The organism is Serratia sp. HMSC15F11 (assembly GCF_001808215.1).
Classification (GTDB): domain Bacteria; phylum Pseudomonadota; class Gammaproteobacteria; order Enterobacterales; family Enterobacteriaceae; genus Serratia; species Serratia nevei.
In genome coordinates this window covers 54,973-78,272 of record NZ_KV792508.1, presented here as the reverse complement: position 1 = coordinate 78,272, position 23,300 = coordinate 54,973, and the positions used below count along the sequence as shown (strand labels likewise).

General features: G+C 58.2%; 17 protein-coding genes and 3 tRNA genes. 7 read left to right on the top strand and 13 right to left on the bottom strand.

What is annotated here, in order from left to right; all coding sequences use genetic code 11:
• Window positions 1–76: 76 nt before the first annotated feature.
• The 9 genes from HMPREF3138_RS23165 to nagB form a co-directional block, all read right to left on the bottom strand.
• Window positions 77–151, bottom strand: a tRNA-Gln gene (locus tag HMPREF3138_RS23165).
• Window positions 152–181: 30 nt separating this feature from the next.
• Window positions 182–266: transfer RNA gene (locus tag HMPREF3138_RS23160), tRNA-Leu, on the bottom strand.
• 15 nt (window positions 267–281) lie between these two features.
• Window positions 282–358, bottom strand: a tRNA-Met gene (locus HMPREF3138_RS23155).
• Between the two features lie 218 nt (window positions 359–576).
• Window positions 577–2,241 carry an asparagine synthase B gene (gene asnB / locus HMPREF3138_RS23150; protein ID WP_004939961.1) on the bottom strand — a complete coding sequence of 555 codons (1,665 nt, stop codon included), beginning with the start codon at window positions 2,239–2,241 and terminating at the stop codon, window positions 577–579.
• A 284-nt stretch (window positions 2,242–2,525) separates the two neighbouring features.
• Window positions 2,526–3,965, bottom strand: a complete 1,440-nt coding sequence (locus HMPREF3138_RS23145) for a chitinase ChiC (protein WP_038877478.1) — start codon at window positions 3,963–3,965, stop codon at window positions 2,526–2,528.
• A gap of 189 nt (window positions 3,966–4,154) precedes the next feature.
• A complete protein-coding gene (locus tag HMPREF3138_RS23140) occupies window positions 4,155–4,907 on the bottom strand; it encodes an HAD-IIA family hydrolase (protein WP_004939957.1) in 753 nt (250 codons plus the stop codon).
• A 67-nt stretch (window positions 4,908–4,974) separates the two neighbouring features.
• A complete protein-coding gene (locus tag HMPREF3138_RS23135; RefSeq protein WP_004939956.1) occupies window positions 4,975–6,195 on the bottom strand; it encodes a DNA-binding transcriptional regulator NagC in 1,221 nt (406 codons plus the stop codon).
• Between the two features lie 27 nt (window positions 6,196–6,222).
• Window positions 6,223–7,362: an N-acetylglucosamine-6-phosphate deacetylase gene (gene nagA / locus HMPREF3138_RS23130; RefSeq protein ID WP_038877480.1), complete on the bottom strand. Its 1,140-nt coding sequence runs from the start codon at window positions 7,360–7,362 to the stop codon at window positions 6,223–6,225.
• Between the two features lie 18 nt (window positions 7,363–7,380).
• Entirely contained in the window at window positions 7,381–8,181 is an 801-nt protein-coding gene (gene nagB, locus HMPREF3138_RS23125) for a glucosamine-6-phosphate deaminase (RefSeq protein ID WP_038877482.1), read from the bottom strand.
• Between the two features lie 334 nt (window positions 8,182–8,515).
• Between nagB and nagE the strand changes: the two genes are divergently transcribed.
• From nagE to HMPREF3138_RS23100, 5 genes are all read left to right on the top strand, one after another.
• Window positions 8,516–10,552 carry an N-acetylglucosamine-specific PTS transporter subunit IIBC gene (nagE, locus tag HMPREF3138_RS23120; protein WP_038877485.1) on the top strand — a complete coding sequence of 679 codons (2,037 nt, stop codon included), beginning with the start codon at window positions 8,516–8,518 and terminating at the stop codon, window positions 10,550–10,552.
• A 240-nt stretch (window positions 10,553–10,792) separates the two neighbouring features.
• The gene (gene glnS / locus HMPREF3138_RS23115; RefSeq protein WP_038877487.1) at window positions 10,793–12,457 is read left to right on the top strand and encodes a glutamine--tRNA ligase; all 1,665 of its coding nucleotides are present in this window, start codon (window positions 10,793–10,795) and stop codon (window positions 12,455–12,457) included.
• Window positions 12,458–13,035: 578 nt separating this feature from the next.
• The gene (locus HMPREF3138_RS23110; protein WP_038877490.1) at window positions 13,036–14,439 is read left to right on the top strand and encodes a chitoporin ChiP; all 1,404 of its coding nucleotides are present in this window, start codon (window positions 13,036–13,038) and stop codon (window positions 14,437–14,439) included.
• Between the two features lie 46 nt (window positions 14,440–14,485).
• Window positions 14,486–14,812 carry a ChiQ/YbfN family lipoprotein gene (gene chiQ / locus HMPREF3138_RS23105; RefSeq protein ID WP_038877493.1) on the top strand — a complete coding sequence of 109 codons (327 nt, stop codon included), beginning with the start codon at window positions 14,486–14,488 and terminating at the stop codon, window positions 14,810–14,812.
• A 13-nt stretch (window positions 14,813–14,825) separates the two neighbouring features.
• Entirely contained in the window at window positions 14,826–17,483 is a 2,658-nt protein-coding gene (locus tag HMPREF3138_RS23100) for a beta-N-acetylhexosaminidase (RefSeq protein ID WP_038877496.1), read from the top strand.
• A gap of 245 nt (window positions 17,484–17,728) precedes the next feature.
• Here HMPREF3138_RS23100 and fur read toward each other — a convergent pair whose 3' ends face one another.
• The 4 genes from fur to ybfF form a co-directional block, all read right to left on the bottom strand.
• Window positions 17,729–18,175, bottom strand: a complete 447-nt coding sequence (fur, locus tag HMPREF3138_RS23095) for a ferric iron uptake transcriptional regulator (protein WP_019454058.1) — start codon at window positions 18,173–18,175, stop codon at window positions 17,729–17,731.
• A 329-nt stretch (window positions 18,176–18,504) separates the two neighbouring features.
• Window positions 18,505–19,044, bottom strand: coding sequence for a flavodoxin FldA (gene fldA / locus HMPREF3138_RS23090; RefSeq protein ID WP_025301862.1), 540 nt, complete (start codon window positions 19,042–19,044; stop codon window positions 18,505–18,507).
• 264 nt (window positions 19,045–19,308) lie between these two features.
• Window positions 19,309–19,596 carry a LexA regulated protein gene (gene ybfE / locus HMPREF3138_RS23085; RefSeq protein ID WP_004939936.1) on the bottom strand — a complete coding sequence of 96 codons (288 nt, stop codon included), beginning with the start codon at window positions 19,594–19,596 and terminating at the stop codon, window positions 19,309–19,311.
• Between the two features lie 256 nt (window positions 19,597–19,852).
• Window positions 19,853–20,626 carry an esterase gene (gene ybfF / locus HMPREF3138_RS23080; protein ID WP_080213354.1) on the bottom strand — a complete coding sequence of 258 codons (774 nt, stop codon included), beginning with the start codon at window positions 20,624–20,626 and terminating at the stop codon, window positions 19,853–19,855.
• A 224-nt stretch (window positions 20,627–20,850) separates the two neighbouring features.
• On the opposite strand from ybfF, the gene seqA reads away from it, so the two are divergent.
• A complete protein-coding gene (gene seqA / locus HMPREF3138_RS23075; RefSeq protein WP_038877499.1) occupies window positions 20,851–21,393 on the top strand; it encodes a replication initiation negative regulator SeqA in 543 nt (180 codons plus the stop codon).
• A gap of 77 nt (window positions 21,394–21,470) precedes the next feature.
• Window positions 21,471–23,114, top strand: coding sequence for a phosphoglucomutase (alpha-D-glucose-1,6-bisphosphate-dependent) (gene pgm, locus HMPREF3138_RS23070; protein ID WP_038877565.1), 1,644 nt, complete (start codon window positions 21,471–21,473; stop codon window positions 23,112–23,114).
• Window positions 23,115–23,300 lie beyond the last annotated feature (186 nt).

Genomic DNA, 23,300 nt, shown 5'->3' with positions numbered 1-23,300 from the left:
AAACCGGTGCCTTACCGCTTGGCGATACCCCACCTGCAAACAAATCTTATGTTGAAACCCCATTCTCGAAAGAATATGGCTGGGGTACCTGGATTCGAACCAGGGAATGCCGGTATCAAAAACCGGTGCCTTACCGCTTGGCGATACCCCATCAACATACTGCGCCGACGATGAAGAGAAATGGTGCGGGAGGCGAGACTTGAACTCGCACACCTTGCGGCGCCAGAACCTAAATCTGGTGCGTCTACCAATTTCGCCACTCCCGCAATGCAAAAAAGAGATGGTGGCTACGACGGGATTCGAACCTGTGACCCCATCATTATGAGTGATGTGCTCTAACCAGCTGAGCTACGTAGCCCTCTTTTTTTGCTTTGCCTTCATCGGCGTTGCGGGGCGCATTATGCGTATATGACCGATTTGCGTCAACAAGTTTTTTCCCGAAAAAGTGCCGGGAAGCGCCGTTTGTCTGGGTTGTGAACATTATGGCGATAAAATCGGCAATTCAGGCAGTTGGCGGGGGGAAAAGGCAACAAAAAGGCGGGCCAAAAGGCCCGCCTTGGGGAAAACGCCGCGCGATTATTTATAGGCGGCCTGGTGCACGCCAACGGCGCGGCCGGAAGGATCGTCCATCTTCTTGAACGATTCGTCCCATTCGATGGCCTTGGCGGACGAGCAGGCGACGGACGGGCCGCCCGGCACGCATTCGGCGGCGCTCGGCAGCGGGAACAGCTCCTCGAAGATTTCGCGATACAGGTAGCCTTCTTTAGAGGTCGGCGTGTTGTACGGGAAGCGGAAACGCGCGGTTTCGAGCTGTTGATCGCTGATTTGCTGCGCAGCGACCTCTTTTAGCGTGTCGATCCAGCTGTAGCCAACGCCGTCGGAGAACTGCTCTTTCTGGCGCCAGGCCACGCTGGCCGGCAAATAGGACTCGAAACATTCGCGGACGATGTGTTTTTCCATTTTGCCGTTGCCGCACATTTTATCTTTCGGGTTGATGCGCATCGCCACGTCGAGGAATTTCTTGTCCAGGAACGGCACGCGGGCCTCAACGCCCCAGGCGGACATCGCCTTGTTGGCGCGCGCGCAGTCGAACATATGCAGCGCCAGCAGCTTGCGCACGGTCTCTTCGTGGAATTCGCGGGCGTCCGGCGCCTTATGGAAGTAAAGGTAGCCGCCGAACACTTCGTCCGCACCTTCGCCGGAGAGCACCATCTTGATGCCCATCGCCTTGATTTTGCGCGACATCAGGTACATTGGCGTCGAGGCGCGAATGGTGGTGACGTCATAGGTTTCGATGTGGTAAATCACGTCGCGGATGGCGTCCAGGCCTTCCTGCACGGTGAAGTGGATCTCATGGTGCACGGTGCCCAGATGGTTGGCGACCTCCTGCGCGGCGCGCAGATCCGGCGAGCCTTCCAGGCCGACGGCGAAGGAGTGCAGCTGCGGCCACCAGGCTTCGCTGCGTTCCTGATCTTCCACGCGGCGCGCGGCGTACTTCTTGGTGATCGCCGAGATGACAGAGGAATCCAGCCCGCCCGACAGCAGCACGCCGTAAGGCACGTCGGACATCAGGTGGCTTTTCACCGACTCTTCCAGCGCGGTGCGCAAGGCGGCGGCGTCGGTCACGTTGTCTTTGACGCTGTCGTAATCGAACCAGTCGCGGCGATAGTATTCGCGGATCTCACCGTCCTGGCTCCACAGGTAGCTGCCGGCCGGGAATTCCTTGATGGTGCGGCACACCGGCACCAGCGCTTTCATTTCCGAAGCGACGTACAGGTTGCCGTGCTCGTCGTGGCCCATGTACAGCGGGATGATGCCCAGATGATCGCGGCCGATCAGGTAAGCGTCTTTTTCGGTGTCATACAGGGCGAAGGCGAACATGCCTTGCAGATCGTCGAGAAAGTCCGGGCCTTTCTCCTGATACAGCGCCAGGATCACTTCACAGTCGGATCCGGTCTGGAACGCGTAGCGGTCGCTCAGCTGTTGGCGCAGCGCCTGGTGGTTGTAAATTTCGCCGTTGACCGCCAGAACGTGGGTGTGCGCGGCGTTGTACAGCGGTTGAGCGCCGTTGTTGACGTCGACGATCGACAGGCGTTCGTGGGCCAAAATGGCTTTGTCGCTGGCGTAGACGCCGGACCAATCCGGGCCGCGGTGGCGCATCAGGCGCGACAGCTCCAGCGCTTTCTTACGCAGTTCAACGGGATCGGACTTCAGATCGAGCACACCGAAAATAGAACACATACAACTCTCCTAACGGGCTTTCATGACTGTGATGTTGTTTTTTACTGTTATGGGCAGCATTGCCGATTCATCAGCGATAAAGCGGTTTTGCTGCGCTGTGGTTATGAAAATGCGCCTAAAGCTGCAGGAGATGCAAGCGTTTTAGCCATACGCTGAGAAATAGTTGTTTGCGTGGCTGCGATTTTTAACGGATTTTCAGTTATTGGCGGGAAAAATTGGCGATTATGCAATTTTTAGCGTAATGACGGGATTGCCGGCCGGTCTGGCCGGCAATCGATTAGCGATTAGGCGATGAGCTGCCACAGGGTGAAGGCGGCGTCCGGCGTCCAGCCGGCGTTGGAGGTGTGCGCCTGGATGCAGGTGTATTTCTTGCCTTTATAACTCACCACGTCGCCGGCTTTGTAGCTGTGGTTGTTCTGCCACTCGGGCGCCCCCGGATCGGGCGGCGTGCCGTCGTTGGCGGTTTTGACCGCCAGCGCGCTGCTCGGCAGCGAGGTATTGCCTTGGCTGTCGGTTGCGGTAACGAAGTAGCTGTACTGGGTGGCCGGCGTCAGGCCGCCGTCGGCCAGCGACAGGCCGGTGGTCTGGCCGATCGGGTTGCCGTTGCGGTAGACGGTGTAGCTGGCGATCGGTAAGGCGCCGGTGGCGGCGGCCCAGCTCAGCTTCAGCGAGGTGGCGCCCAGATCGGCGACCGTCAGCGCCGTCGGTGCATTAGGTTTTCCCGGCGGCTGGGTAACGCCGCCCTGAATCAGCGGCGCGTAGCGGGTTTTGAACTCCCAGTTGTAGGCCACGCCGGCCTTGCTCTTGCCGTTGTCCCAGTTGATTGACCAGGTCATCAGGCCTTTGATCGACAGGTTCTTGGCGTCGAGACGGGAGAAGGCGTTATATACCGCCTGTTTGTTGACTACGTAGCCGGTGGCGGCGGCATCGTTGTTGCTCGGCAGACCGATGACGAATTTTGCTGCAGGGATCTTTGCATAGCCGCGGGTGCCGGTGACCAGGCTTTCCGTCAGGTAGTAGAGGAAGTCCTCTTTCATGGCGTCGTTATTTTGTGTGATCCAGGCGTTGAGCTCGTCCACCCAAATACCGTCGCCACCCTGGTTATAATATTGCGGCGCGATAAAGTCATAATAGCCTTCGAGGGCGTTGATATAATCCAGGTAGGTGCCGTTGGTGCGTAAATACGGGAATTCCGGCGCCATGCTGATAATAAAGTTTTTCCCCTGCGCGGCGTAATAGTCTTTTACTTTTTTCAATGCCGCAGGCAAAACGGTTTTATTATTGGCGGCGCCGATCGCCGCCTGTTCCAAATCGATATCCAGGCCATCGAAGCCATAGACTTCCACCAGACGAATAATCTCGTCTTTCAGCTTATCTTCGTCGCCGGTTTTCAGCTCGATATGCGCGTCTGCGCCGCCGAGGGAGATCAGCACCGCGCGGCCCTGGCTGTTCAGCACGCCCACCTGGCGGCGGAACTCGGCGTCGGACAGGTTGTAAGGTTTGAAGGTTGGGATACCCTGGCCTTTCATAAAGGCGACGGCCACCACGTTGTATTCGGCAGGAATATCGGTCAGGTTCATATTGGCGAACTGGCCTTGCTGATAGCCGTCACTGGCGCCGGCGGCCCAGTTGTGCCAAAAACCCATCAGGATTTTTTTATTGGCGATAGTCGGCATAATGGCTGCGTCATCGGCGGCGGCATTGATCATGTTATCTGTGCTCATGGTAGCCTCATTAATTAGGGGTAAAGGTTTTCCGCTGGCCGGCAATATCAGCTATTGGCGGGGCGTAAGGTTATAATGAGGATTTTTAGCGCAGGCAGGCTGAAACCTTTTGTGGCCATGAACGAATTAAATTCAAACTGCGGTCAGGAAGAGAGAAATAATGGCGGCCGGGCAGCCGCCATAAATGCATCAGAAGATGGTGATATCGGCAACGGAAGGGTAGACGTAGCTCGGGCGGAACGGCATGGTTTCGATGTCGCTCAGCGTGGAGACGCCGGACAGCACCAGCACGGTTTCCAGACCGGCCTGGAAGCCCGCCAGAATGTCGGTGCGCAGGTTGTCGCCGACGATCACCGTCTCTTCCGAGTGCGCCTGCATTTTGTTCAATGCGGCGCGAATGATCCACGGGCTGGGCTTGCCGACGTAAAACGGCTTGCGGCCGGTGATCTTCTCGATGGGGGCGCACAGCGCGCCGCAGGCCGGCGAGAAGCCGTGGCCGTGGCTATCTGGGTTGGTGGCGATAAAGCGTGCGCCGTTACTGACGAAGTAGGCGGCCTTGTGCATCATGTCCCAGTTGTAAGAGCGGGTTTCACCGACGATCACGAAATCCGGGTTGATGTCGGTGATGGTGAAACCGGCTTTGTACAGCTCATGGATCAGGGCGCCTTCGCCGACCACGTAGGCTTTTTTGCCTTCCTGGCGGCGCAGGAAATCGGCGGTGGCCATCGCCGAGGTATAGAACGCGCTCTCCGGCACTTCCAGCCCGGCGGCGGCGAAGCGGTTCGCCAGATCCTGCGCGGTCTGTGACGGGTAGTTGGTCAGCACCACCAGCGGCATGCCTTGTTCCTGGATGCGCGCCAGGAACAGATCGGCGCCGGGCACCGGCGTATTGTCATGCAGCAGCACGCCGTCGATATCGCATATAACGTTTTTGATTTTCATTTGTCGCTGTTTCTCATGATTACGGCAGGCAAGGGGTGACGATAACACACCTGCCAGAAGCGGCGGATCAGCTTTCCAGCAATCGCTGCAAGAGCACGCCGTTGAGCATCGCGCGTTTGGCCAGGGCGAAAGCGCCGATCGCCGAGCGATGATTGAGTTCGGAGGTCACCACCGGCAGATTTTTGCGGAAGTCCTTCAGCACCTGGGTATTGATGCAGCTCTGGATCGCCGGCAGCAGCACCTTGTCCGCTTCGGTGATCTCACCGGCGATCACCACCTTCTGCGGGTTGAACAGGTTGATGGCGATGGCCACCGCCTTGCCCAGATAGCGGCCGACGTGTTCGATCACTTCGCTGGCCAGCAGATCGCCGCGGTTGGCGGCCTTGCAGATGGCGTTGATGCCGCAGTCTTCCAGCGTCAGTTTGCTCGGGTAGCCCTGGCTCAGCAGCTGGCGCACGCGCTGTTCGATCGCCGCGTTGGCGGCTACGGTTTCCAGGCAGCCGAAGTTGCCGCAGTGGCAGCGTTCACCCAGCGGATCGATCTGGATATGGCCGATTTCGCCGACGTTGCCGTTATTGCCGAGAAAAATCTGCCCGTTGACGATGATGCCGGCGCCGGTACCGCGGTGCAGTCGCACCAGAATCGAGTCTTCGCAGTCGCGGGTAGCACCGAAGTAGTGCTCCGCCAGCGCCAGGCTGCGGATGTCGTGGCCGACGAAGCTGGTGACGTTGAAGCGCTGCTGCAGGTTGTCGACCAGCGCCCAGTTGCTGACGCTGATGTGCGGCATGTAGCGCACCACGCCCAGCGCCGGATCCACCAAGCCGGGCAGGATCACCGCGATGGCGATCAGCTCGCGCAGGCGGCGCTGGTTTGCTTCGATGAATTGGGCGATGGCGGCGAACAGCGCATTTTCCAGCGTTTCCTGGGTGCGTTCCGGCAGCGGATAGTGTTCTTCGCTGAGCGATTTACCGCTCATGTCATACAGGGTGATGGTGGCGTCGTGGCGGCCGAGACGCACCGCGACGGTATGGAAATGACGGGTTTCCGACACGATGGAGATCGCGCGGCGGCCGCCGGTGGAGGCTTGCTGATCGACTTCTTTGATCAGCCCGCGCTCCAGCAGCTGGCGAGTAATTTTGGTGACGCTGGCGGGAGCAAGCTGGCTGAGTTCGGCAATTTGAATGCGCGAGATCGGGCCCTGCTGGTCGATCAGGCGGTAAACTGCCGCGCCGTTAAGCTGTTTGACTAAGTCAACGTTCCCTATTTGTGCTTGTCCGCCAGTGCTCATCAATAATGTTACTCGCTGTTCATTGAATTAAACCTCGTTACCGTTAACGAGCGTTTTGGTGATCTTGAAATCACGGGTGAAGGCGGTCAGGTTAGCCACCTTGCCGGCTTCGATGGTGCCCAGACGCTGCTCGACGCCGATGGCGCGCGCCGGATACAGCGTCGCCATGCGCAGCGCTTCGTCCAGCGCGATGCCGATATGCTCGACACTGTTTTGCACCGCTTCGATCATGGTCAGCGCGGAACCGCTCAGGGTACCGTTCTCATCCACGCACAGCCCATCCCGATAGTATATTGTTTTACCGGCGAAAATAAATTGGTCAATATCTGCACCTGCCGGTGCGGTCGCGTCGGTGACCAATACCAATTTATCACCTTTCAGGCGTTTGGCGTTACGGATACTCGCCCAGGCCACGTGATGGCCGTCGGCGATGATGCCGGTATAGACCTCCGGCGTATCGAAGATCGCCCCCATGAGCCCCGGTTCGCGGCCGGTGATATACGGCATGGCGTTGTACAGGTGGGTGGCGAAGCTGATGCCGGCGGCGAAGCCGGTGCGTGCCTGATCGTAGGTGGCGTTCGAGTGGCCGGCGGAGACCACGATGCCGGCCTCGGTCAACTGCTTGATAACGTGCGGCTCAACCATTTCCGGCGCCAGCGTCACCTTGGTGATCACGTCGGCGTTGGCGCACAGGTAATCGATCATGTCCTGCGTTGGCTTGCGAATGAACGCCGGGTTATGGGTGCCTTTTTTCACCGGGCTGAGGTAGGGCCCTTCCAGGTGCAGGCCCAGCGCCTGGTTTTGGTGCTTTTTCAGATAAGCGCGCATCACGTCGACGCTGTGCTTCATGAATTCGTCGCTGCTGGTGATCAGCGTCGGCAGATAGCTGGTGCAGCCGGATTTCTCGTTGGCGCGCTGCATGATCTCCAGCGTTTCTTCCGAAATCGCTTCCAGCGAATCGTTGAACTGGACGCCGCCGCAGCCGTTCAGCTGCACGTCGATAAGCCCGGGGGCCAGGATGGCGCCACCCAGGTCGCGCGTTTCGATGCCGGCGGGCAATTCAGCCGCCGGGCAGACTCTCTCGATCAGCCCATCAGCGATAATGACTGCATGGTCATCAAGTACGTCGTGGCCGGTATAGATCCGGCCGTGGGTTAAAGCGAACATCGTAGCCCCCTGCAAAGATTAAAGACTTTTTACGCTTTCCGCTTCTAACTCACGGAAATATTTGACGGTTTTGACTTTCAGCTCCATAGTAGCCGGCTCGTCGCACACCACGACCGCTTTGGCGTGCAGCTGCAGGCAGCTGATGGTCCACATGTGGTTGATGTTGCCTTCCACCGCGGCTTCCAGCGCCTGCGCCTTGGCGTGGCCGGTCACCAGGATCATCACTTCTTCCGCGTCCAGCAGCGTGCCCACGCCGACGGTCAGCGCATATTTCGGCACCAGGCTGACATCGCCGCCGAAGAAGCGCGAGTTGGCGATGCGGGTGTCTTCGGTCAGCGTTTTGATGCGGGTGCGCGAACCCAGAGACGAAGCCGGCTCGTTGAACGCGATATGGCCGTCTATGCCCACGCCCCCCATGAACAGGTTAATTTTGCCGTAAGACTTGATCTTCTCTTCGTACTGGCGGCACTCGGCGTTGACATCCGCGGCGTTGCCGTTCAGCAGGTTGATATTTTCACGAGGGATATCAACGTGGTCAAAGAAGTTGCGGTACATGAAGGTGTGGTAGCTTTCCGGGTGTTCCTGCGGCAGGCCAACGTACTCGTCCATGTTGAAAGTCACAACATGCTTAAAGCTTACTTCACCTGCTTTGTGCATCGCAATCAGATGTTTGTAGGCTTCCAGCGGCGTACCGCCGGTGGGCAGGCCGAGGACAAACGGGCGCTCTGCGGTTGGCTTGAATGCGTTGATGCGTTGAACGATATGACGCGCGGCCCATTTGCCGACTTGTGCGGTATCTTTCAGTGGGATAAGTCTCATCTAACACCTCTTGGGATAAGTAAACTAAAGCTATACTGTACGGGCCTGCGGGAGTCGTAAGCGTAACCCAGCTTTATGATTCTCGCGTGAATCGTCCGTCCGGTTGATTTTTTGAATGATAAAATAAGTTTTGTGTGATGGCCAGCAATCTGGGAGGTAAAGACTACTTTTTGGTGATATTTATCACAAAAAGGGAGGTTTTAATTTGCGATACAAAATAAATTTTTTACACTCGGCATGAGTGATACGTGCCAAGCATTGTTTCTAAAAAGGTAGTGAGAGATCCAAATAAACTACTAATAGGGTCCGTCCGCGGACAACATAGGGGGAAAAGGTGAACATTCTTAGTTATTTGCAAAAGGTGGGACGGGCGCTGATGGTGCCGGTGGCCACGCTGCCTGCCGCCGCCATCTTGATGGGCGTCGGGTACTGGATTGACCCTGTTGGTTGGGGCGGCGACAACGCGCTTGCCGCATTATTTATCAAATCCGGTTCAGCCATTATCGATCATATGGCCGTGCTGTTCGCCATCGGTGTGGCCTACGGCATGTCCAAAGACAAGGACGGCTCTGCCGCACTGACCGGCTTCGTCGGTTTCCTGGTGCTGACCACCCTCTGTTCACCGGCCGCCGTGTCGATGATTCAGAAGATCCCCCTCGATCAGGTGCCTGCCGCGTTCGGCAAAATTGAAAACCAGTTCGTCGGTATTCTGGTGGGGATCATCTCCGCCGAAGTGTATAACCGCTTCAGCGGCGTCGAGCTGCCTAAGGCGCTGTCGTTCTTCAGCGGCCGCCGCCTGGTGCCGATCCTCATTTCCTTCCTGATGATCCTGGTTGCTTACATCCTGATGTTCGTCTGGCCAGTGGTGTTCGGCGCTCTGGTGAGCTTCGGCGAACACATCCAGAAATTGGGCTCCGTCGGCGCGGGCATCTATGCCTTCTTCAACCGTCTGCTGATCCCGGTCGGCCTGCACCACGCACTGAACTCGGTGTTCTGGTTCGACGTGGCCGGCATCAACGATATCCCTAACTTCCTCGGCGGCCAGCAGTCGATCGAAGCCGGTAAAGCGGTCGTCGGCATCACCGGCCGTTATCAGGCGGGCTTCTTCCCGATCATGATGTTTGGTCTGCCGGGCGCAGCGCTGGCTATCTATCACTGCGCGCGCCCTGAGAATAAGGCGAAAGTGCTGGGGATCATGATGGCGGGGGCATTCGCTGCCTTCTTTACCGGCATCACCGAACCGCTGGAATTCTCCTTCATGTTTGTGGCGCCGGTGCTGTATGTGCTTCACGCGATCTTGACCGGGATTTCCGTCTTCATCGCCGCCAGCATGCACTGGATTGCCGGTTTCGGCTTCAGCGCCGGTTTGGTGGATATGGTGCTGTCGTCGCGCAACCCGTTGGCGACCCACTGGTACATGCTGATCCCGCAAGGTCTGGTGTTCTTCGTTATCTACTATGTGGTGTTCCGCTTCACCATCAATAAATTCAACCTGATGACCCCGGGCCGCGAGCTGGCGGTTGCCGGTGACGAAACCGACGGTTATGACGTCAACGTCAACAGCAACGCCGGTAAAGACGAGAACGAAACTACCACGCTGGCCCGTCGCTACGTCGGCGCGATTGGCGGTTCCGACAACCTGACCGGCATCGACGCCTGCATTACCCGCTTGCGTTTGAACGTGAAAGATTCTGCGCTGGTGAACGACGCATTGGCGAAACGCCTCGGCGCATCCGGCGTTATCCGCCTGAACAAGCAGAGCGTGCAAGTGATCGTCGGCACCCGTGCTGAACTTATCGCCAGCGCAATGCGCAATGTGATTGCCGCCGGCCCGGTAGCGGCAGCGGCGGCCCCGGCGGCGGCTCCTGCGGCGGAAGCCAAATCGCAGGCGGTACCGAACGCACCGAAAACCGCGCTTGAAACGCTGGTGGCGCCGGTGACCGGTGAAGTCGTGGCGCTCGATCAGGTGCCGGACGAAGCTTTCGCCAGCAAGGCGGTAGGTGACGGCCTGGCGATTCGCCCGACCGACAACATCGTCGTGGCGCCGGCGGACGGCACCGTGGTGAAAATCTTCAATACCAACCACGCGTTCTGCCTGGAAACCGACAAGGGCGCCGAGATCGTGGTGCACATGGGGATCGACACCGTCGCGCTGGAAGGCCAGGGCTTCAAACGCCTGGTGGAAGAGGGCGCGGAAGTGAAAGCCGGTCAACCGATTCTGGAACTGGATCTGGATTATCTGAACGCTAACGCGCGTTCGATGATAAGCCCGGTGGTGGTCAGCAACTCTGACGACTACGCCGGCCTGGCGGCGCTGGCCAGCGGCTCTGTCGTCGCCGGTCAGACCAAGCTGTACGAGATCCAAAAGTAAGGCCGTTTTTACCTGAGTAGTACCGGGGGCCGGCCACGCATCATGGCGGAGTTTGCCCCGACTTGGCGGGAAGAGAGCGATCTCTTCCCGCTTTTTTTATTCCGTTTCGCCCCACGGCGGTGCGCTGCGCGCCGACGGTGCAACGCGCCGCATTTTTCGTGAAACAAACGGTTGTTTCCAGACGTGGCTTGTTGGATCATAGGCGGTTATGTGTAGCGCTTTGCATTGAGGAACAGTGAAATGAGTGAGGCTGAAGCCCGCCCAACCAATTTTATCCGTCAGATCGTCGATGAAGATCTGGCGTCGGGGAAACACACGTCGGTACATACCCGCTTCCCACCGGAGCCTAACGGCTATCTGCATATTGGCCACGCCAAGTCCATCTGCCTGAACTTCGGCATCGCCAAGGACTATCAGGGCCAGTGCAACCTGCGTTTCGATGACACCAACCCGGTGAAAGAAGACATCGAGTTCGTGGAGTCAATCAAGCACGACGTGGAGTGGCTGGGCTTTGAGTGGAGCGGCAACGTTCGTTACTCCTCAGACTATTTCGATCAGCTGCACCAGTATGCGGTTGAGCTGATCACCAAGGGCCTGGCCTACGTCGATGAGCTGTCGCCGGAGCAGATCCGTGAATATCGCGGCACCCTGACCGCGCCCGGTAAAGACAGCCCGTACCGCGGCCGCAGCGTGGAAGAGAACCTGGCGCTGTTCGAGAAGATGCGCAACGGCGAGTTCGCCGAAGGCGCCGCCTGCCTGCGCGCCAAGATCGATATGGCTTCGCCGTTTATCGTGATGCGCGATCCGGTGCTGTACCGCATCAAGTTCGCCGAACACCACCAGACCGGTAACAAATGGTGCATCTATCCGATGTACGATTTCACCCACTGCATTTCCGATGCGCTGGAAGGGATCACCCATTCGCTGTGCACCCTGGAATTCCAGGATAACCGCCGTCTGTATGACTGGGTGCTGGATAACATCACCATTCCTTGCCACCCGCGTCAGTACGAGTTTTCGCGTCTCAACCTCGAATACGCCATCATGTCGAAGCGCAAGCTGCACCAGCTGGTGGCCGAGAAGATCGTCGAGGGCTGGGACGATCCCCGTATGCCGACCGTCTCCGGTCTGCGCCGTCGCGGTTATACCGCCGCCTCGATTCGCGAGTTCTGCCTGCGCATCGGCGTGACCAAGCAAGACAACAACGTCGAGATGGTGGCGCTGGAATCCTGCATCCGCGACGATCTGAACGAGAACGCGCCGCGCGCCATGGCGGTGCTGGATCCGGTGAAAATCGTCATCGAGAACATGGGCGATGCGGTGGAAATGGTCACCATGCCTAACCACCCGAACAAACCGGAAATGGGCAGCCGCGATGTGCCGTTCAGCCGCGAGATCTATATCGATCGCGCCGACTTCCGCGAAGAAGCCAACAAGCAGTACAAGCGCCTGGTGCTGGGCAAGGAAGTGCGTCTGCGCAATGCGTACGTGATCAAGGCCGAGCGCGTCGAGAAGGACGAAGCGGGCGAGATCGCCACCATCTTCTGCAGCTACGATGCGGAAACGCTGAGCAAAGATCCTGCCGACGGCCGCAAGGTGAAGGGCGTGATCCACTGGGTGTCTGCGGCGCACGCGCTGCCGGCGGAAATTCGCCTGTACGATCGCCTGTTCAGCGTGCCTAATCCGGGCGCGGCGGAGGATTTCCTCTCCACCATCAACCCGGAATCGCTGGTCATCAAGCACGGCTTCGTCGAGCCGAGCCTGGCGGCTGCACAGCCGGAGAAAGCCTATCAGTTCGAGCGTGAAGGTTACTTCTGCGCCGACAACCGTCACTCGTCGGCCGAGCATCTGGTGTTTAACCGCACCGTCGGCCTGCGTGACACCTGGGCGAAAATCGAAGGCTAATCTTATTCGCCTCGAAAATTAATGAATCAGCGCGGCTTTAAGCCGCGCTTTTTTATGCCTGCGCTCAGCTCACGCTCTATTTCTCTCTCATTTTATCCGGGATGCGTTTAATTAATGGCGACGCATTAACCCATTAGTTCTCTTATATTGGCTCTATTAGTCTTCATTTTTTCTTATATATTCGTGATGCGAATTAATTTCATTTGGAGAGCGCTCTCAATTTTTATCGTCTGACTGACGAATTTGGTCAGGCTGAAACCATTAATCGTCTCTGGTTGACCTGGTATCTCAATTTATTCTGATTTAATTGAATTTTTTATTCGACAGCCTCTATGATCGCCAGCGTAACAAATTCTCACTGATATGTGCTCCTTGTCATACTTTGACAAATCCCCCGCATTTTTTGTTTGATAATTCGCGTCGCGAAAAATAGTCTGTCTGTAGCAATTAGTGCTGTGGGAATAACATCTCGTCGGCAATATTTTTTACCCGTTCGGGTTTTTTATTGGCAGTCGTGCAGGGCAGTGGTGAACACAGGCGGCTGCAACTTTTAAGTTAAGTCAAAGAGGAATTTCAATATGGGTACGCACGGTGCTCAGCGTAAAACGCTGGCGCTCGCAGTCGCGGGCGCGCTGTTGGGAACAGGGTTTGCCATGGCGCCTGAGGCGAAAGCCGCAGGGTTTATCGATGATTCCACGCTGACCGGCGGCATTTATTACTGGCAACGTGAGCGCGACCGTAAAGATCTCAATCCGGACAGCAAGGATTACAACCAATACACCACCAACCTGTCGCACTCCACCGCCAACCTGAGCCTGGATTTCGCTTCGGGCTACGCCTGGGACATGTTTGGTCTGGACGTCGGTGCCTTTACCGCCATCGAGCTGGCAGAATCCAGCGCCAGCGGCCACCCGAACGAGATCGCGTTCTCCTCGAAAAACCGTACCTACGACGAAGACTATTCCGGTGACAAAGGCGGCGTGAGCCTGTACAAAGCCGCCGCCAAATTCAAATACGGCCCGGTCTGGGCGCGCGCCGGCTATATTCAGCCGAGCGGCCAAACCCTGCTGGCGCCGCACTGGAGCTTTATGCCGGGCACCTATCAGGGGGCCGAAGCCGGCGCCAAGTTCGACTACGGCGACGCCGGCGCGTTGAGCTTCTCCTACATGTGGACCGACAAATACAAGGCGCCGTGGCATATCGAGATGGACGACTTCCGCCAGAACGATAAGAAAACGCGCGTCTCCTACCTGCACTCGCTGGGCGCCAAGTACGATTTCAAAAACGATCTGGTGCTGGAAGCCGCCTTCGGCCAGGCGCAGGGTTATGTGAATCAATACTTCACCAAGGCGTCTTACAAATTCGATGTGCTCGGCAACCCGCTGACCACCAGTTACCAGTTCTACGGTGCGGAAGACCGCATCAGCGACAAGAACGATCCGAACAGCATCTACGACGGCCTGGCCTGGCTGCAGGCGCTGACCTTCGGTTACACCACCGGCCAATTCAACTGGCGTCTGGAAGGCACCATGGTCAAGGCGGAAGGCAACCAGGGCTTCTTCCTGCAGCGCATGACCCCGACCTACGCCTCGTCCAACGGTCGTCTGGACGTGTGGTGGGATAACCGCTCCGACTTTAACGCCAACGGCGAGAAAGCGGTGTACGCCGGCGTGATGTATGACCTCAGCAACTGGAACCTGCCGGGCATGGCGGTCGGCGGCTCCTACGTTTACGCCTGGGACGCCAAGCCGAGCACCAACCCGATCTACGATCAGAGCCAGCGCCTGAAAGAGAGCGCCTGGAGTCTGGACGCGATGTATACCATCCAGGAAGGGCGCGCCAAGGGCACCCTGATCAAGCTGCACTACACCCAGTATGACAACCACACCAACATCCCGAGCTGGGGCGGCGGTTACGGCAACATCTTCCAGGACGAGAAAGACGTCAAGTTCATGGTCATCGCGCCATTCACCATCTTCTGATGTGTTCCCCGGCCTCGCCGCCGGGGGCAGTTAAGGGAATTCAACGATGAAAAAAATCATGCTGATGTTGGCGGCCGCCGCGGCCTTGAGCGCCTGTGCGCAACCCGCCGCGCCGCCGGAAGACGCCAAATTGAAGCAGGCTTACAGCGCCTGCATCAACACCGCCGAAGGTTCGCCGGAGCGTCTGCAGCCCTGCAAGGCGGTGCTGAACGTGCTGAAACAAGAGAAGCAGCACCGGCAGTTCGCCGCGCAGGAAACGGTGCGGGTGATGGATTATCAGAACTGCATTATGGCGGTGCACAGCGGTAACGGTCAGGCTTACGACGCCAAGTGCGGCAAGCTGTGGCAAGAAATTCGCGATAACAATAATTAAGAAGGACAAGAACATGAACGCATTCAAACTGAGCGCATTAGCCGCGTTGACGGCAACGATGGGGTTCCTGGGCGGCATGGGAAACGCCATGGCCGATCAACAGCTGGTGGATCAGCTGAGCCAGCTGAAGCTGAACGTAAAAATGCTGGATAACCGCGCCGGCGAAAACGGCGTGGATTGCGCGGCGCTGGGCGCCGATTGGGCCTCTTGCAACCGGGTGTTGTTCACCCTCAGCAACGACGGCCAGGCGATCGACGGCAAAGACTGGGTCATCTATTTCCACAGTCCGCGCCAGACCCTGCGGGTAGACAACGACCAGTTCAAGATTGCTCACCTCACCGGCGATCTGTACAAGCTGGAGCCGACCGCCAAATTCAGCGGCTTCCCGGCCGGTAAGGCGGTGGAAATCCCGGTGGTCGCCGAATATTGGCAGCTGTTCAGAAACGACTTCCTGCCGCGCTGGTATGCCACGTCCGGCGACGCCAAGCCGAAAATGTTGGCGAATACCGACACCGAAAACCTGGACCAGTTTGTGGCGCCGTTCACCGGCGACCAGTGGAAGCGCACCAAGGACGACAAAAACATTCTGATGACGCCGGCTTCGCGCTTTGTCAGCAATGCCGATCTGCAGACGCTGCCTGCCGGCGCGCTGCGCGGCCAGATCGTGCCGACGCCGATGCAGGTGAAGGTTCACGCGCAGGACGTTGATTTGCGCAAAGGGGTAGCGCCGGATCTGAGCACGCTGGTCAAGCCGGCGGCGGAGGTCGTCAACCAGCGCTTCGCGCTGCTGGGCGTGCCGGTTCAGGCCAACGGCTATCCGATCAAGACCGACATCCAGCCGGGCAAGTTTAAAGGCGCGATGGCGGTGCCGGGCGCCTATGAGCTGAAAATCGGCAAGAAAGAGGCGCGGGTGATCGGCTTCGATCAGGCCGGGGTGTTCTACGGGCTGCAGTCGATCCTGTCGTTAGTGCCGAGCGACGGCAGCGGCAAGATTGCCACGCTCGACGCCAGCGATGCGCCGCGCTTCCAGTATCGCGGCATTTTCCTCGACGTGGCGCGCAATTTCCATAAGAAGGACGCGGTGCTGCGCCTGCTGGATCAGATGGCGGCCTACAAGCTCAACAAATTCCACTTCCACCTGAGCGATGACGAAGGCTGGCGCATCGAGATCCCCGGTTTGCCTGAGCTGACGGAGGTCGGCGGCCAGCGCTGCCATGATCTGAGCGAAACCACCTGCCTGCTGCCGCAGTATGGCCAGGGGCCGGACGCCTACGGCGGCTTCTTCAGTCGTCAGGACTATATCGACATCATCAAATACGCCCAGGCGCGCCAGATTGAGGTGATCCCGGAGATCGACATGCCGGCACACGCCCGCGCCGCGGTGGTCTCGATGGAAGCGCGCTATAAAAAGCTGCATGCCGCCGGGAAAGAGCAGGAGGCCAACGAATTCCGCCTGGTGGATCCGACCGATACCTCCAATACCACCTCCGTGCAGTTCTTTAACCGTCAGAGCTACCTGAACCCATGCCTGGATTCTTCCCAACGCTTTGTCGATAAGGTGATTGGCGAGATTGCCCAGATGCATAAAGAAGCCGGTCAGCCGATTAAGACCTGGCACTTTGGCGGCGACGAAGCGAAAAACATCCGCCTGGGCGCCGGCTACACCGATAAGGCGAAACCGGAGCCGGGCAAAGGCATCATCGATCAGAGCAACGAAGACAAGCCGTGGGCCAAGTCGCAGGTGTGCCAGACGATGATCAAAGAAGGCAAGGTGGCCGACATGGAGCATCTGCCGAGCTACTTCGGCCAAGAGGTCAGCAAGCTGGTGAAGGCGCACGGCATCGACAGAATGCAGGCCTGGCAAGACGGCCTGAAAGACGCCGAGAACGCGAAGGCGTTCGCCACCTCGCGCGTGGGCGTCAACTTCTGGGATACCCTGTACTGGGGCGGTTTCGATAGCGTCAACGACTGGGCTAATAAAGGGTATGAAGTGGTGGTTTCCAACCCGGACTACGTCTACATGGACTTCCCTTACGAGGTGAACCCAGACGAGCGCGGTTACTACTGGGGCACCCGCTTCAGCGACGAGCGCAAGGTGTTCAGCTTCGCGCCGGATAACATGCCGCAGAACGCGGAAACTTCGGTCGACCGCGACGGCAACCACTTCAATGCCAAGAGCGACAAGCCGTGGCCGGGCGCCTACGGGCTGTCCGCTCAGCTGTGGAGCGAAACCCAGCGCACCGATCCGCAGATGGAATACATGATTTTCCCACGCGCGCTGTCGGTGGCTGAACGCGCCTGGCACCGCGCCGGTTGGGAGCAGGACTATCGCGCCGGCCGCGAATACAAAGGCGGGGAAACCCACTTTGTCGATACCAAGACGCTGGAGAAAGACTGGCTGCGCTTCGCCAATATCCTGGTGCAGCGTGAACTGGCCAAGCTGGACAAAGGCGGCGTCGCTTACCGTCTGCCGGTGCCGGGCGCACGCGTAGCGGGCGGCAAGCTGGAGGCGAATATCGCGCTGCCGGGATTGGGCATCGAGTACTCCACCGACGGCGGCAAGCAGTGGCAGCGCTATGACGCCAAGGCCAAGCCGGCGGTGTCCGGTGAGGTGCAGGTGCGTTCGGTTAGCCCGGACGGCAAGCGCTACAGCCGCGCCGAGAAGGTCTAAGCCCGGTGCAACGGCCTGCTGCCCTGGCGGCGGCCGTATAACGAAGGGGGAATACGTTCGCCCGCGCGTGTCGGCGTAGGGCGGACGTTGTAGTGAGAGTAGTACGTGGAGTAGCAGTGCCGCTGCAATTGTGATATTTCATGACATGATTTTCCCCCGGCTTGTCCGGGGATTTTTTTGCCCGTTGCACGGTAGGCATAAAAAAACCGCCTCGGTGTGAGGCGGTTTTTCATAGCCGGTCAGGCTTATTTCTTGTCGTGCAGCGTTTCGTCTTCGCGACAGTCACCGGTTTCACAGTGCCCGTACAGGTACAGGCTGTGGTTGGTGAGCTTGATGCCGTGCTGCTTGGCGATATCACGCTGGCGCACTTCGATGGATTCGTCGCTGAATTCGATCACTTTGCCGCAGTCCAGGCAAATCAGGTGATCGTGGTGATGCTGTTGGGTCAGCTCGAACACGGACTTGCCGCCTTCGAAATTGTGACGTGTCACAATGCCCGCATCGTCAAACTGGTTCAGTACGCGATAAACCGTTGCCAGCCCGATCTCTTCGCCCATATCAATCAGTTTTTTGTACAAATCTTCCGCACTGACGTGATGGCATTCCGGATTTTGCAGTACTTCCAGGATTTTGAGTCGCGGAAGCGTGACTTTTAAGCCGGCCTTCTTCAATGCGATGTTGTTGTCGGTCATGCGAATTCAGTCCTGTTACTATGCTAATCAAGTTGAGGCGTACTCGCCTGTGGCATCGGTCGGCACAAAGAGTTAATGCGTCTCATTATAGAACCGGTTGTACTAAATGGAAACCGCCGGTTGTTAACAAAGATATAATTGCACTATTGCATGTTTTGCATGCAACGCCTTGATGGATGGGATAAACCGATATCTCAGTCTACCGTGACGGGGTGGGAAGTTACAAATCTGTAGCTTCTATCGCAGCAATCCATGCTGCCGATGACGGCCCTGTGGGCACACTATGCACTTTACAGGGCCTTTGTTCAACCTTTCGCCAGTACCGGGGCTTAGCCGACGATATCGGCCAGGCTCAGCTCTTCGACGATCTGTTTGACCCAGGCGTCCACGCGCTCGTTGGTCAGCTCCGGCTGACGGTCTTCGTCGATCGCCAGACCGATGAAATGATCGTCGTCCGCCAGGCCTTTGGAGGCCTCAAAGTGGTAGCCTTTGGTCGGCCAGTGGCCCACGATGGCCGCGCCGCGCGGTTCGATAATGTCGCGAATGGTGCCCATCGCGTCACAGAAGTATTCCGCGTAGTCTTCCTGGTCGCCGCAGCCGAACAGCGCCACCAGTTTGCCGTTGAAGTCGACTTCTTCCAGCGTTGGGAAGAAATCATCCCAGTCACACTGCGCTTCACCGTAGTACCAGGTCGGGATACCCAGCAGCAGGATATCGAACCCTTCCAGGTCTTCTTTGCTGCTTTTAGCGATGTCATGCACTTCAGAGACGTCGTCGCCAAACTGTTTCTGGAGAATTTTCTGGATCATTTTGGCAATGTTTTCGGTATTGCCAGTGTCGCTGCCAAAGAAAATGCCTACAGTAGCCATATCGCGTATAACCTTTAAATTCAAGTAATTGCATTACTCGACGCCGGCACTGCCGCCGCTGACGCCGATTAAAATGATGCCATGGCAAGAGCCTTTCGCCTCCGGGGCGGGCGCCGACAGGCGCAGTCTCTTACCGGTAAATGCGTATCATGCCAGAAAGTGGCGCCGGGGTTTTATCGCATTTATGCGATGCCGGAAAATGAAGAAAAGCGTGGTCGATCCGGCGTTGTCCTTAACGCCGCGCCGCGCGTGCGGCCGAAGAGATCAATGTTCCGGCTGTTCTTCCGCCAGTTGCGCCAACAGCATCTGCTCGATGAGTTCGCTGCGGCTGATGTTGCGCTGTTCCGCCAGTTTGTTCAGGGCGTCCACCGCATCCGCGTTGATTTTCAGCTCTACGCGCCGCAATCCACGCACTTTATCGCGCCGTAACTGATTGCGCTTATTGATTCTAAGCTGTTCATCGCGGGAAAGCGGGTTGGTTTTCGGGCGCCCCGGACGGCGTTCATCTGCGAACAGATCCAGCGTCGTGCGATCCGTTTGTTCTTTTGCCATAGGTAGCGGTACTGCAAGGGAGTTTGCATCAAAAAGCGCTCGCACGCTTCCGGAGGCATCGGTTAACACACTTCGGGCCAATAAACCCTAACCCAAATTCACCCCCGAACCGGCGTTCGCGAACGCGCTGGCGCGGCGGCAAAATTATAGCGCGCCATATTACCCCAGCAGATGGAGCGACGACAATGCCTAACTGCGGGCTAAACGCGCTAAGCCGTTATCTTTAGCGCGTTTTTTCGCCAGGTGAGCGGGTTTTTCAGGCTTCGTCGAGGAAACGGTGGATGGCGCGCAGCACCGCTTCCGGTTTTTCGGCGTGCACCCAATGGCCGGTGCCGGCGACGACGTGTGCGCGGGCCTGCGGGAACTGGCGCGCGATGGCCGCACGGTAGCTGTCCTGCACGTACGGCGACAGGCCGCCGCGAATGAACAGGGTCGGGTGCGGCCAGGCCGGCACATCCTGCCAGCCGGTGATGTCTTCGTAGCGTTCGATCAGCACCGGCAGGTTGAAGCGCCATTCGCCGTTGTGGAAGGACTTCAGCAGGAACTGGATCACGCCTTCTTCCTGCAGGTAGTCGCGCATCAGCTGGGCGGCCGCCTGGCGCTGGGTGATGCCGGCAGCGCTGACGGCCTTCAGCGCGGCGAAGATCTCGTCGTGGCGGCGGGTCTGGTAATCCACCGGTGCGACGTCGATGACGATCAGCCTGGCGACGCGTTCGGGCGCGATGGCGGTCAGCGCCATCGCCGCTTTGCCGCCCATCGAATGGCCGATGACGATCGCTTTCTCCAGCTGCAGTTCGTCGAGTAGCGCCAGCAGATCCTGCGCCATGGCGGGGTAGTTCATGTCGTCGGCGCGCGGGGAGAGGCCGTGGTTGCGCAGATCGACCTTGATCACGCTGTGCTGTTTATGCAGATCGCGCGCCAGCACGCCCAGGTTGTCCAGATTGCCGAACAGCCCGTGGATCAGCAGCACCGGCAGCGCGTCTGACTCGGCGGCCAGCAGTTGATAATGTAATTTCATGGCGAAGTTCATGCTGAGAGAGATTCAGATTAGGGTATCATGATTGAATCGCACGATGAATCATGCGGAATTTTCGCGGCGCGGGCTTGGCAGTGCCGGCTATAGGTATTAGTCTGCATTTTCCGTCCGGAGGCACATTGTTGTGTTCGCCCCAGCGCTTTTAACCTTATAATCCCATGGCTTGAATGCAGGATCTGGCTTCAGGTTCTAAGTAGAAAAAACAGTATTGGATAAAGATGAAAACTATTGAAGTCGACGAAGAGCTTTACCGTTATATTGCCAGCCACACGCAACACATCGGTGAAAGCGCGTCCGATATTTTACGCCGCATGTTGAAATTCACCGCCGGGCAACCGGTGCGCGCGTTGCCTGCCGCCAGTGCGCCGCAGTCCGTCGAGCTGGAAAAAACGGCGCCGGCGCAGCGTCCGCGCGATCGCGTGCGCGCCATGCGCGAGCTGCTGTTGTCGGATGAATATGCCGAGCAGAACAAAGCGGTCAACCGTTTCATGCTGGTGCTGTCCACGCTGTATACCCTCGATGCCGCCGGTTTCGCCGCCGCCACCGAGGCGTTGACCGGCCGTACCCGCACCTATTTCGCCGGCGATCAGCAGACCCTGCTGGCCAACGGCACGCATACCAAGCCAAAGCATGTACCGGGCACCCCTTACTGGGTGATCACCAATACCAATACCGGCCGCAAACGCAGCATGATCGAACACATCATGCAGGCCATGAAGTTCCCGGCGGAACTGATCGAGAAAGTTTGCGGTACCGTCTAATTTAGCGAACAGCCCGTCATGATGGCCGTGCGCGACGTATTTGCCCGGTCACCGACAGGGATGAGGGAGATATGTCGATGGCGAATAATCCACGTGCCGGGCAGCCCGCCCGCCAAAGCGATCTGATCAACGTAGCCCAGCTGACGTCGCAGTACTATGTGCTGCAACCGGAAGCCGGCAATCCCGCACATGCGGTGAAGTTTGGCACCTCCGGCCACCGCGGCAGCGCGCAGCGCCACAGCTTTAACGAAGCGCACATCCTCGCCATCGCTCAGGCGATCGCCGAAGTTCGTCATCAGCAGGGCACCACCGGCCCGTGCTACGTGGGCAAAGATACCCATGCGCTGTCCGAGCCGGCCTTCATTTCCGTGCTGGAAGTGCTGACCGCCAACGGCGTCGATGTGATCGTGCAGGAAAACAACGGCTTCACGCCAACGCCGGCGGTATCGCACGCCATTCTGTGCCACAACCGCCGCGGCGGCGCGCAGGCCGACGGCATCGTCATTACGCCGTCCCATAACCCACCGGAAGACGGCGGCATCAAGTACAACCCGCCGAACGGCGGCCCGGCCGACACCAACCTGACGTCGGTGATCGAAAAGCGCGCCAACGAACTGTTGGCGCAACAGTTGAAAGGCGTTCAGCGCCAGTCGCTGGACAAGGCCTGGAACAGCGGCCACCTGCACGCCAAAGACCTGGTGCAGCCTTATGTCGAAGGCCTGGTTGAGGTGGTCGACATGCCGGCTATCCAACGTGCCGGCCTGAAATTGGGCGTGGATCCGCTTGGCGGTTCCGGCATCGCCTACTGGCAGCGCGTGGCGGAGCACTACAAGCTGGATCTGACGCTGGTGAACGATTCCATCGATCAGACCTTCCGCTTTATGCACCTGGACCACGACGGCATCATCCGCATGGACTGTTCGTCCGAGTCGGCGATGGCCGGCCTGCTGGCGCTGCGCGACAAATTCGATCTGGCGTTTGCCAACGATCCGGATTACGACCGCCATGGCATCGTCACGCCGAAGGGCCTGATGAACCCGAACCATTATCTGGCGGTAGCCATCAACTACCTGTTCCAGCATCGCCCACAGTGGGGCGCCGATGTGGCGGTAGGTAAAACGCTGGTGTCCAGCGCAATGATCGACCGCGTGGTGGCCGACCTGGGCCGCAAGCTGGTGGAAGTGCCGGTCGGCTTCAAGTGGTTCGTGGACGGCCTGTTCGACGGCAGCCTGGGCTTCGGCGGCGAAGAGAGCGCCGGGGCCTCGTTCCTGCGCTTCAACGGCAAACCGTGGTCGACGGACAAAGACGGTATCATCATGTGCCTGCTGGCGGCTGAAATCACCGCGGTAACCGGTGAAAACCCGCAGCATCACTATGACGATCTGGCCAAGCGCTTCGGTGCGCCAAGCTACAACCGCATTCAGGCGCCGGCGACTGCGGCGCAAAAAGCGGCGCTGTCCAAGCTGTCGCCGGAAATGGTCAAGGCCAATACCCTGGCGGGCGACCCGATCACCGCCCGTCTGACTGCAGCACCGGGCAACGGCGCGTCGATTGGCGGCCTGAAAGTGATGACCGACAACGGCTGGTTCGCGGCCCGTCCTTCCGGTACCGAAGAGGCTTACAAGATCTACTGCGAGAGTTTCCTCGGGGCGGAACACCGCGAGAAGATCGAGCACGAAGCGGTCGAGATCGTCAGCGAAGTGCTGGCTTCCGCCAAGTAATCGCTTTTCTTGATTGATAAAAAGCGCTGTTTTTACAGCGCTTTTTTTATGCCTGCAATTTAGATATATCTTTTTATCGGCGCACGCTTGCGCATTTAGATATATCGATCTAGATTAGCGTTATCGACGCTGTTTAGATATATCTAAACAACCTCGTATTGATGTTCACTGTTAAAGCGAGGTATC

Excerpts from the sequence above, each read along its gene's own strand:
- asnB (WP_004939961.1), bottom strand. The coding sequence starts at position 2,241 with ATGTGTTCTATTTTCGGTGTGCTCGATCTGAAGTCCGATCCCGTTGAA.
- HMPREF3138_RS23145 (WP_038877478.1), bottom strand. The coding sequence starts at position 3,965 with ATGAGCACAGATAACATGATCAATGCCGCCGCCGATGACGCAGCCATT.
- HMPREF3138_RS23140 (WP_004939957.1), bottom strand. The coding sequence starts at position 4,907 with ATGAAAATCAAAAACGTTATATGCGATATCGACGGCGTGCTGCTGCAT.
- HMPREF3138_RS23135 (WP_004939956.1), bottom strand. The coding sequence starts at position 6,195 with ATGAGCACTGGCGGACAAGCACAAATAGGGAACGTTGACTTAGTCAAA.
- nagA (WP_038877480.1), bottom strand. The coding sequence starts at position 7,362 with ATGTTCGCTTTAACCCACGGCCGGATCTATACCGGCCACGACGTACTT.
- nagB (WP_038877482.1), bottom strand. The coding sequence starts at position 8,181 with ATGAGACTTATCCCACTGAAAGATACCGCACAAGTCGGCAAATGGGCC.
- glnS (WP_038877487.1), top strand. The coding sequence starts at position 10,793 with ATGAGTGAGGCTGAAGCCCGCCCAACCAATTTTATCCGTCAGATCGTC.
- HMPREF3138_RS23110 (WP_038877490.1), top strand. The coding sequence starts at position 13,036 with ATGGGTACGCACGGTGCTCAGCGTAAAACGCTGGCGCTCGCAGTCGCG.
- chiQ (WP_038877493.1), top strand. The coding sequence starts at position 14,486 with ATGAAAAAAATCATGCTGATGTTGGCGGCCGCCGCGGCCTTGAGCGCC.
- HMPREF3138_RS23100 (WP_038877496.1), top strand. The coding sequence starts at position 14,826 with ATGAACGCATTCAAACTGAGCGCATTAGCCGCGTTGACGGCAACGATG.
- fur (WP_019454058.1), bottom strand. The coding sequence starts at position 18,175 with ATGACCGACAACAACATCGCATTGAAGAAGGCCGGCTTAAAAGTCACG.
- fldA (WP_025301862.1), bottom strand. The coding sequence starts at position 19,044 with ATGGCTACTGTAGGCATTTTCTTTGGCAGCGACACTGGCAATACCGAA.
- ybfE (WP_004939936.1), bottom strand. The coding sequence starts at position 19,596 with ATGGCAAAAGAACAAACGGATCGCACGACGCTGGATCTGTTCGCAGAT.
- ybfF (WP_080213354.1), bottom strand. The coding sequence starts at position 20,626 with ATGAACTTCGCCATGAAATTACATTATCAACTGCTGGCCGCCGAGTCA.
- seqA (WP_038877499.1), top strand. The coding sequence starts at position 20,851 with ATGAAAACTATTGAAGTCGACGAAGAGCTTTACCGTTATATTGCCAGC.
- pgm (WP_038877565.1), top strand. The coding sequence starts at position 21,471 with ATGGCGAATAATCCACGTGCCGGGCAGCCCGCCCGCCAAAGCGATCTG.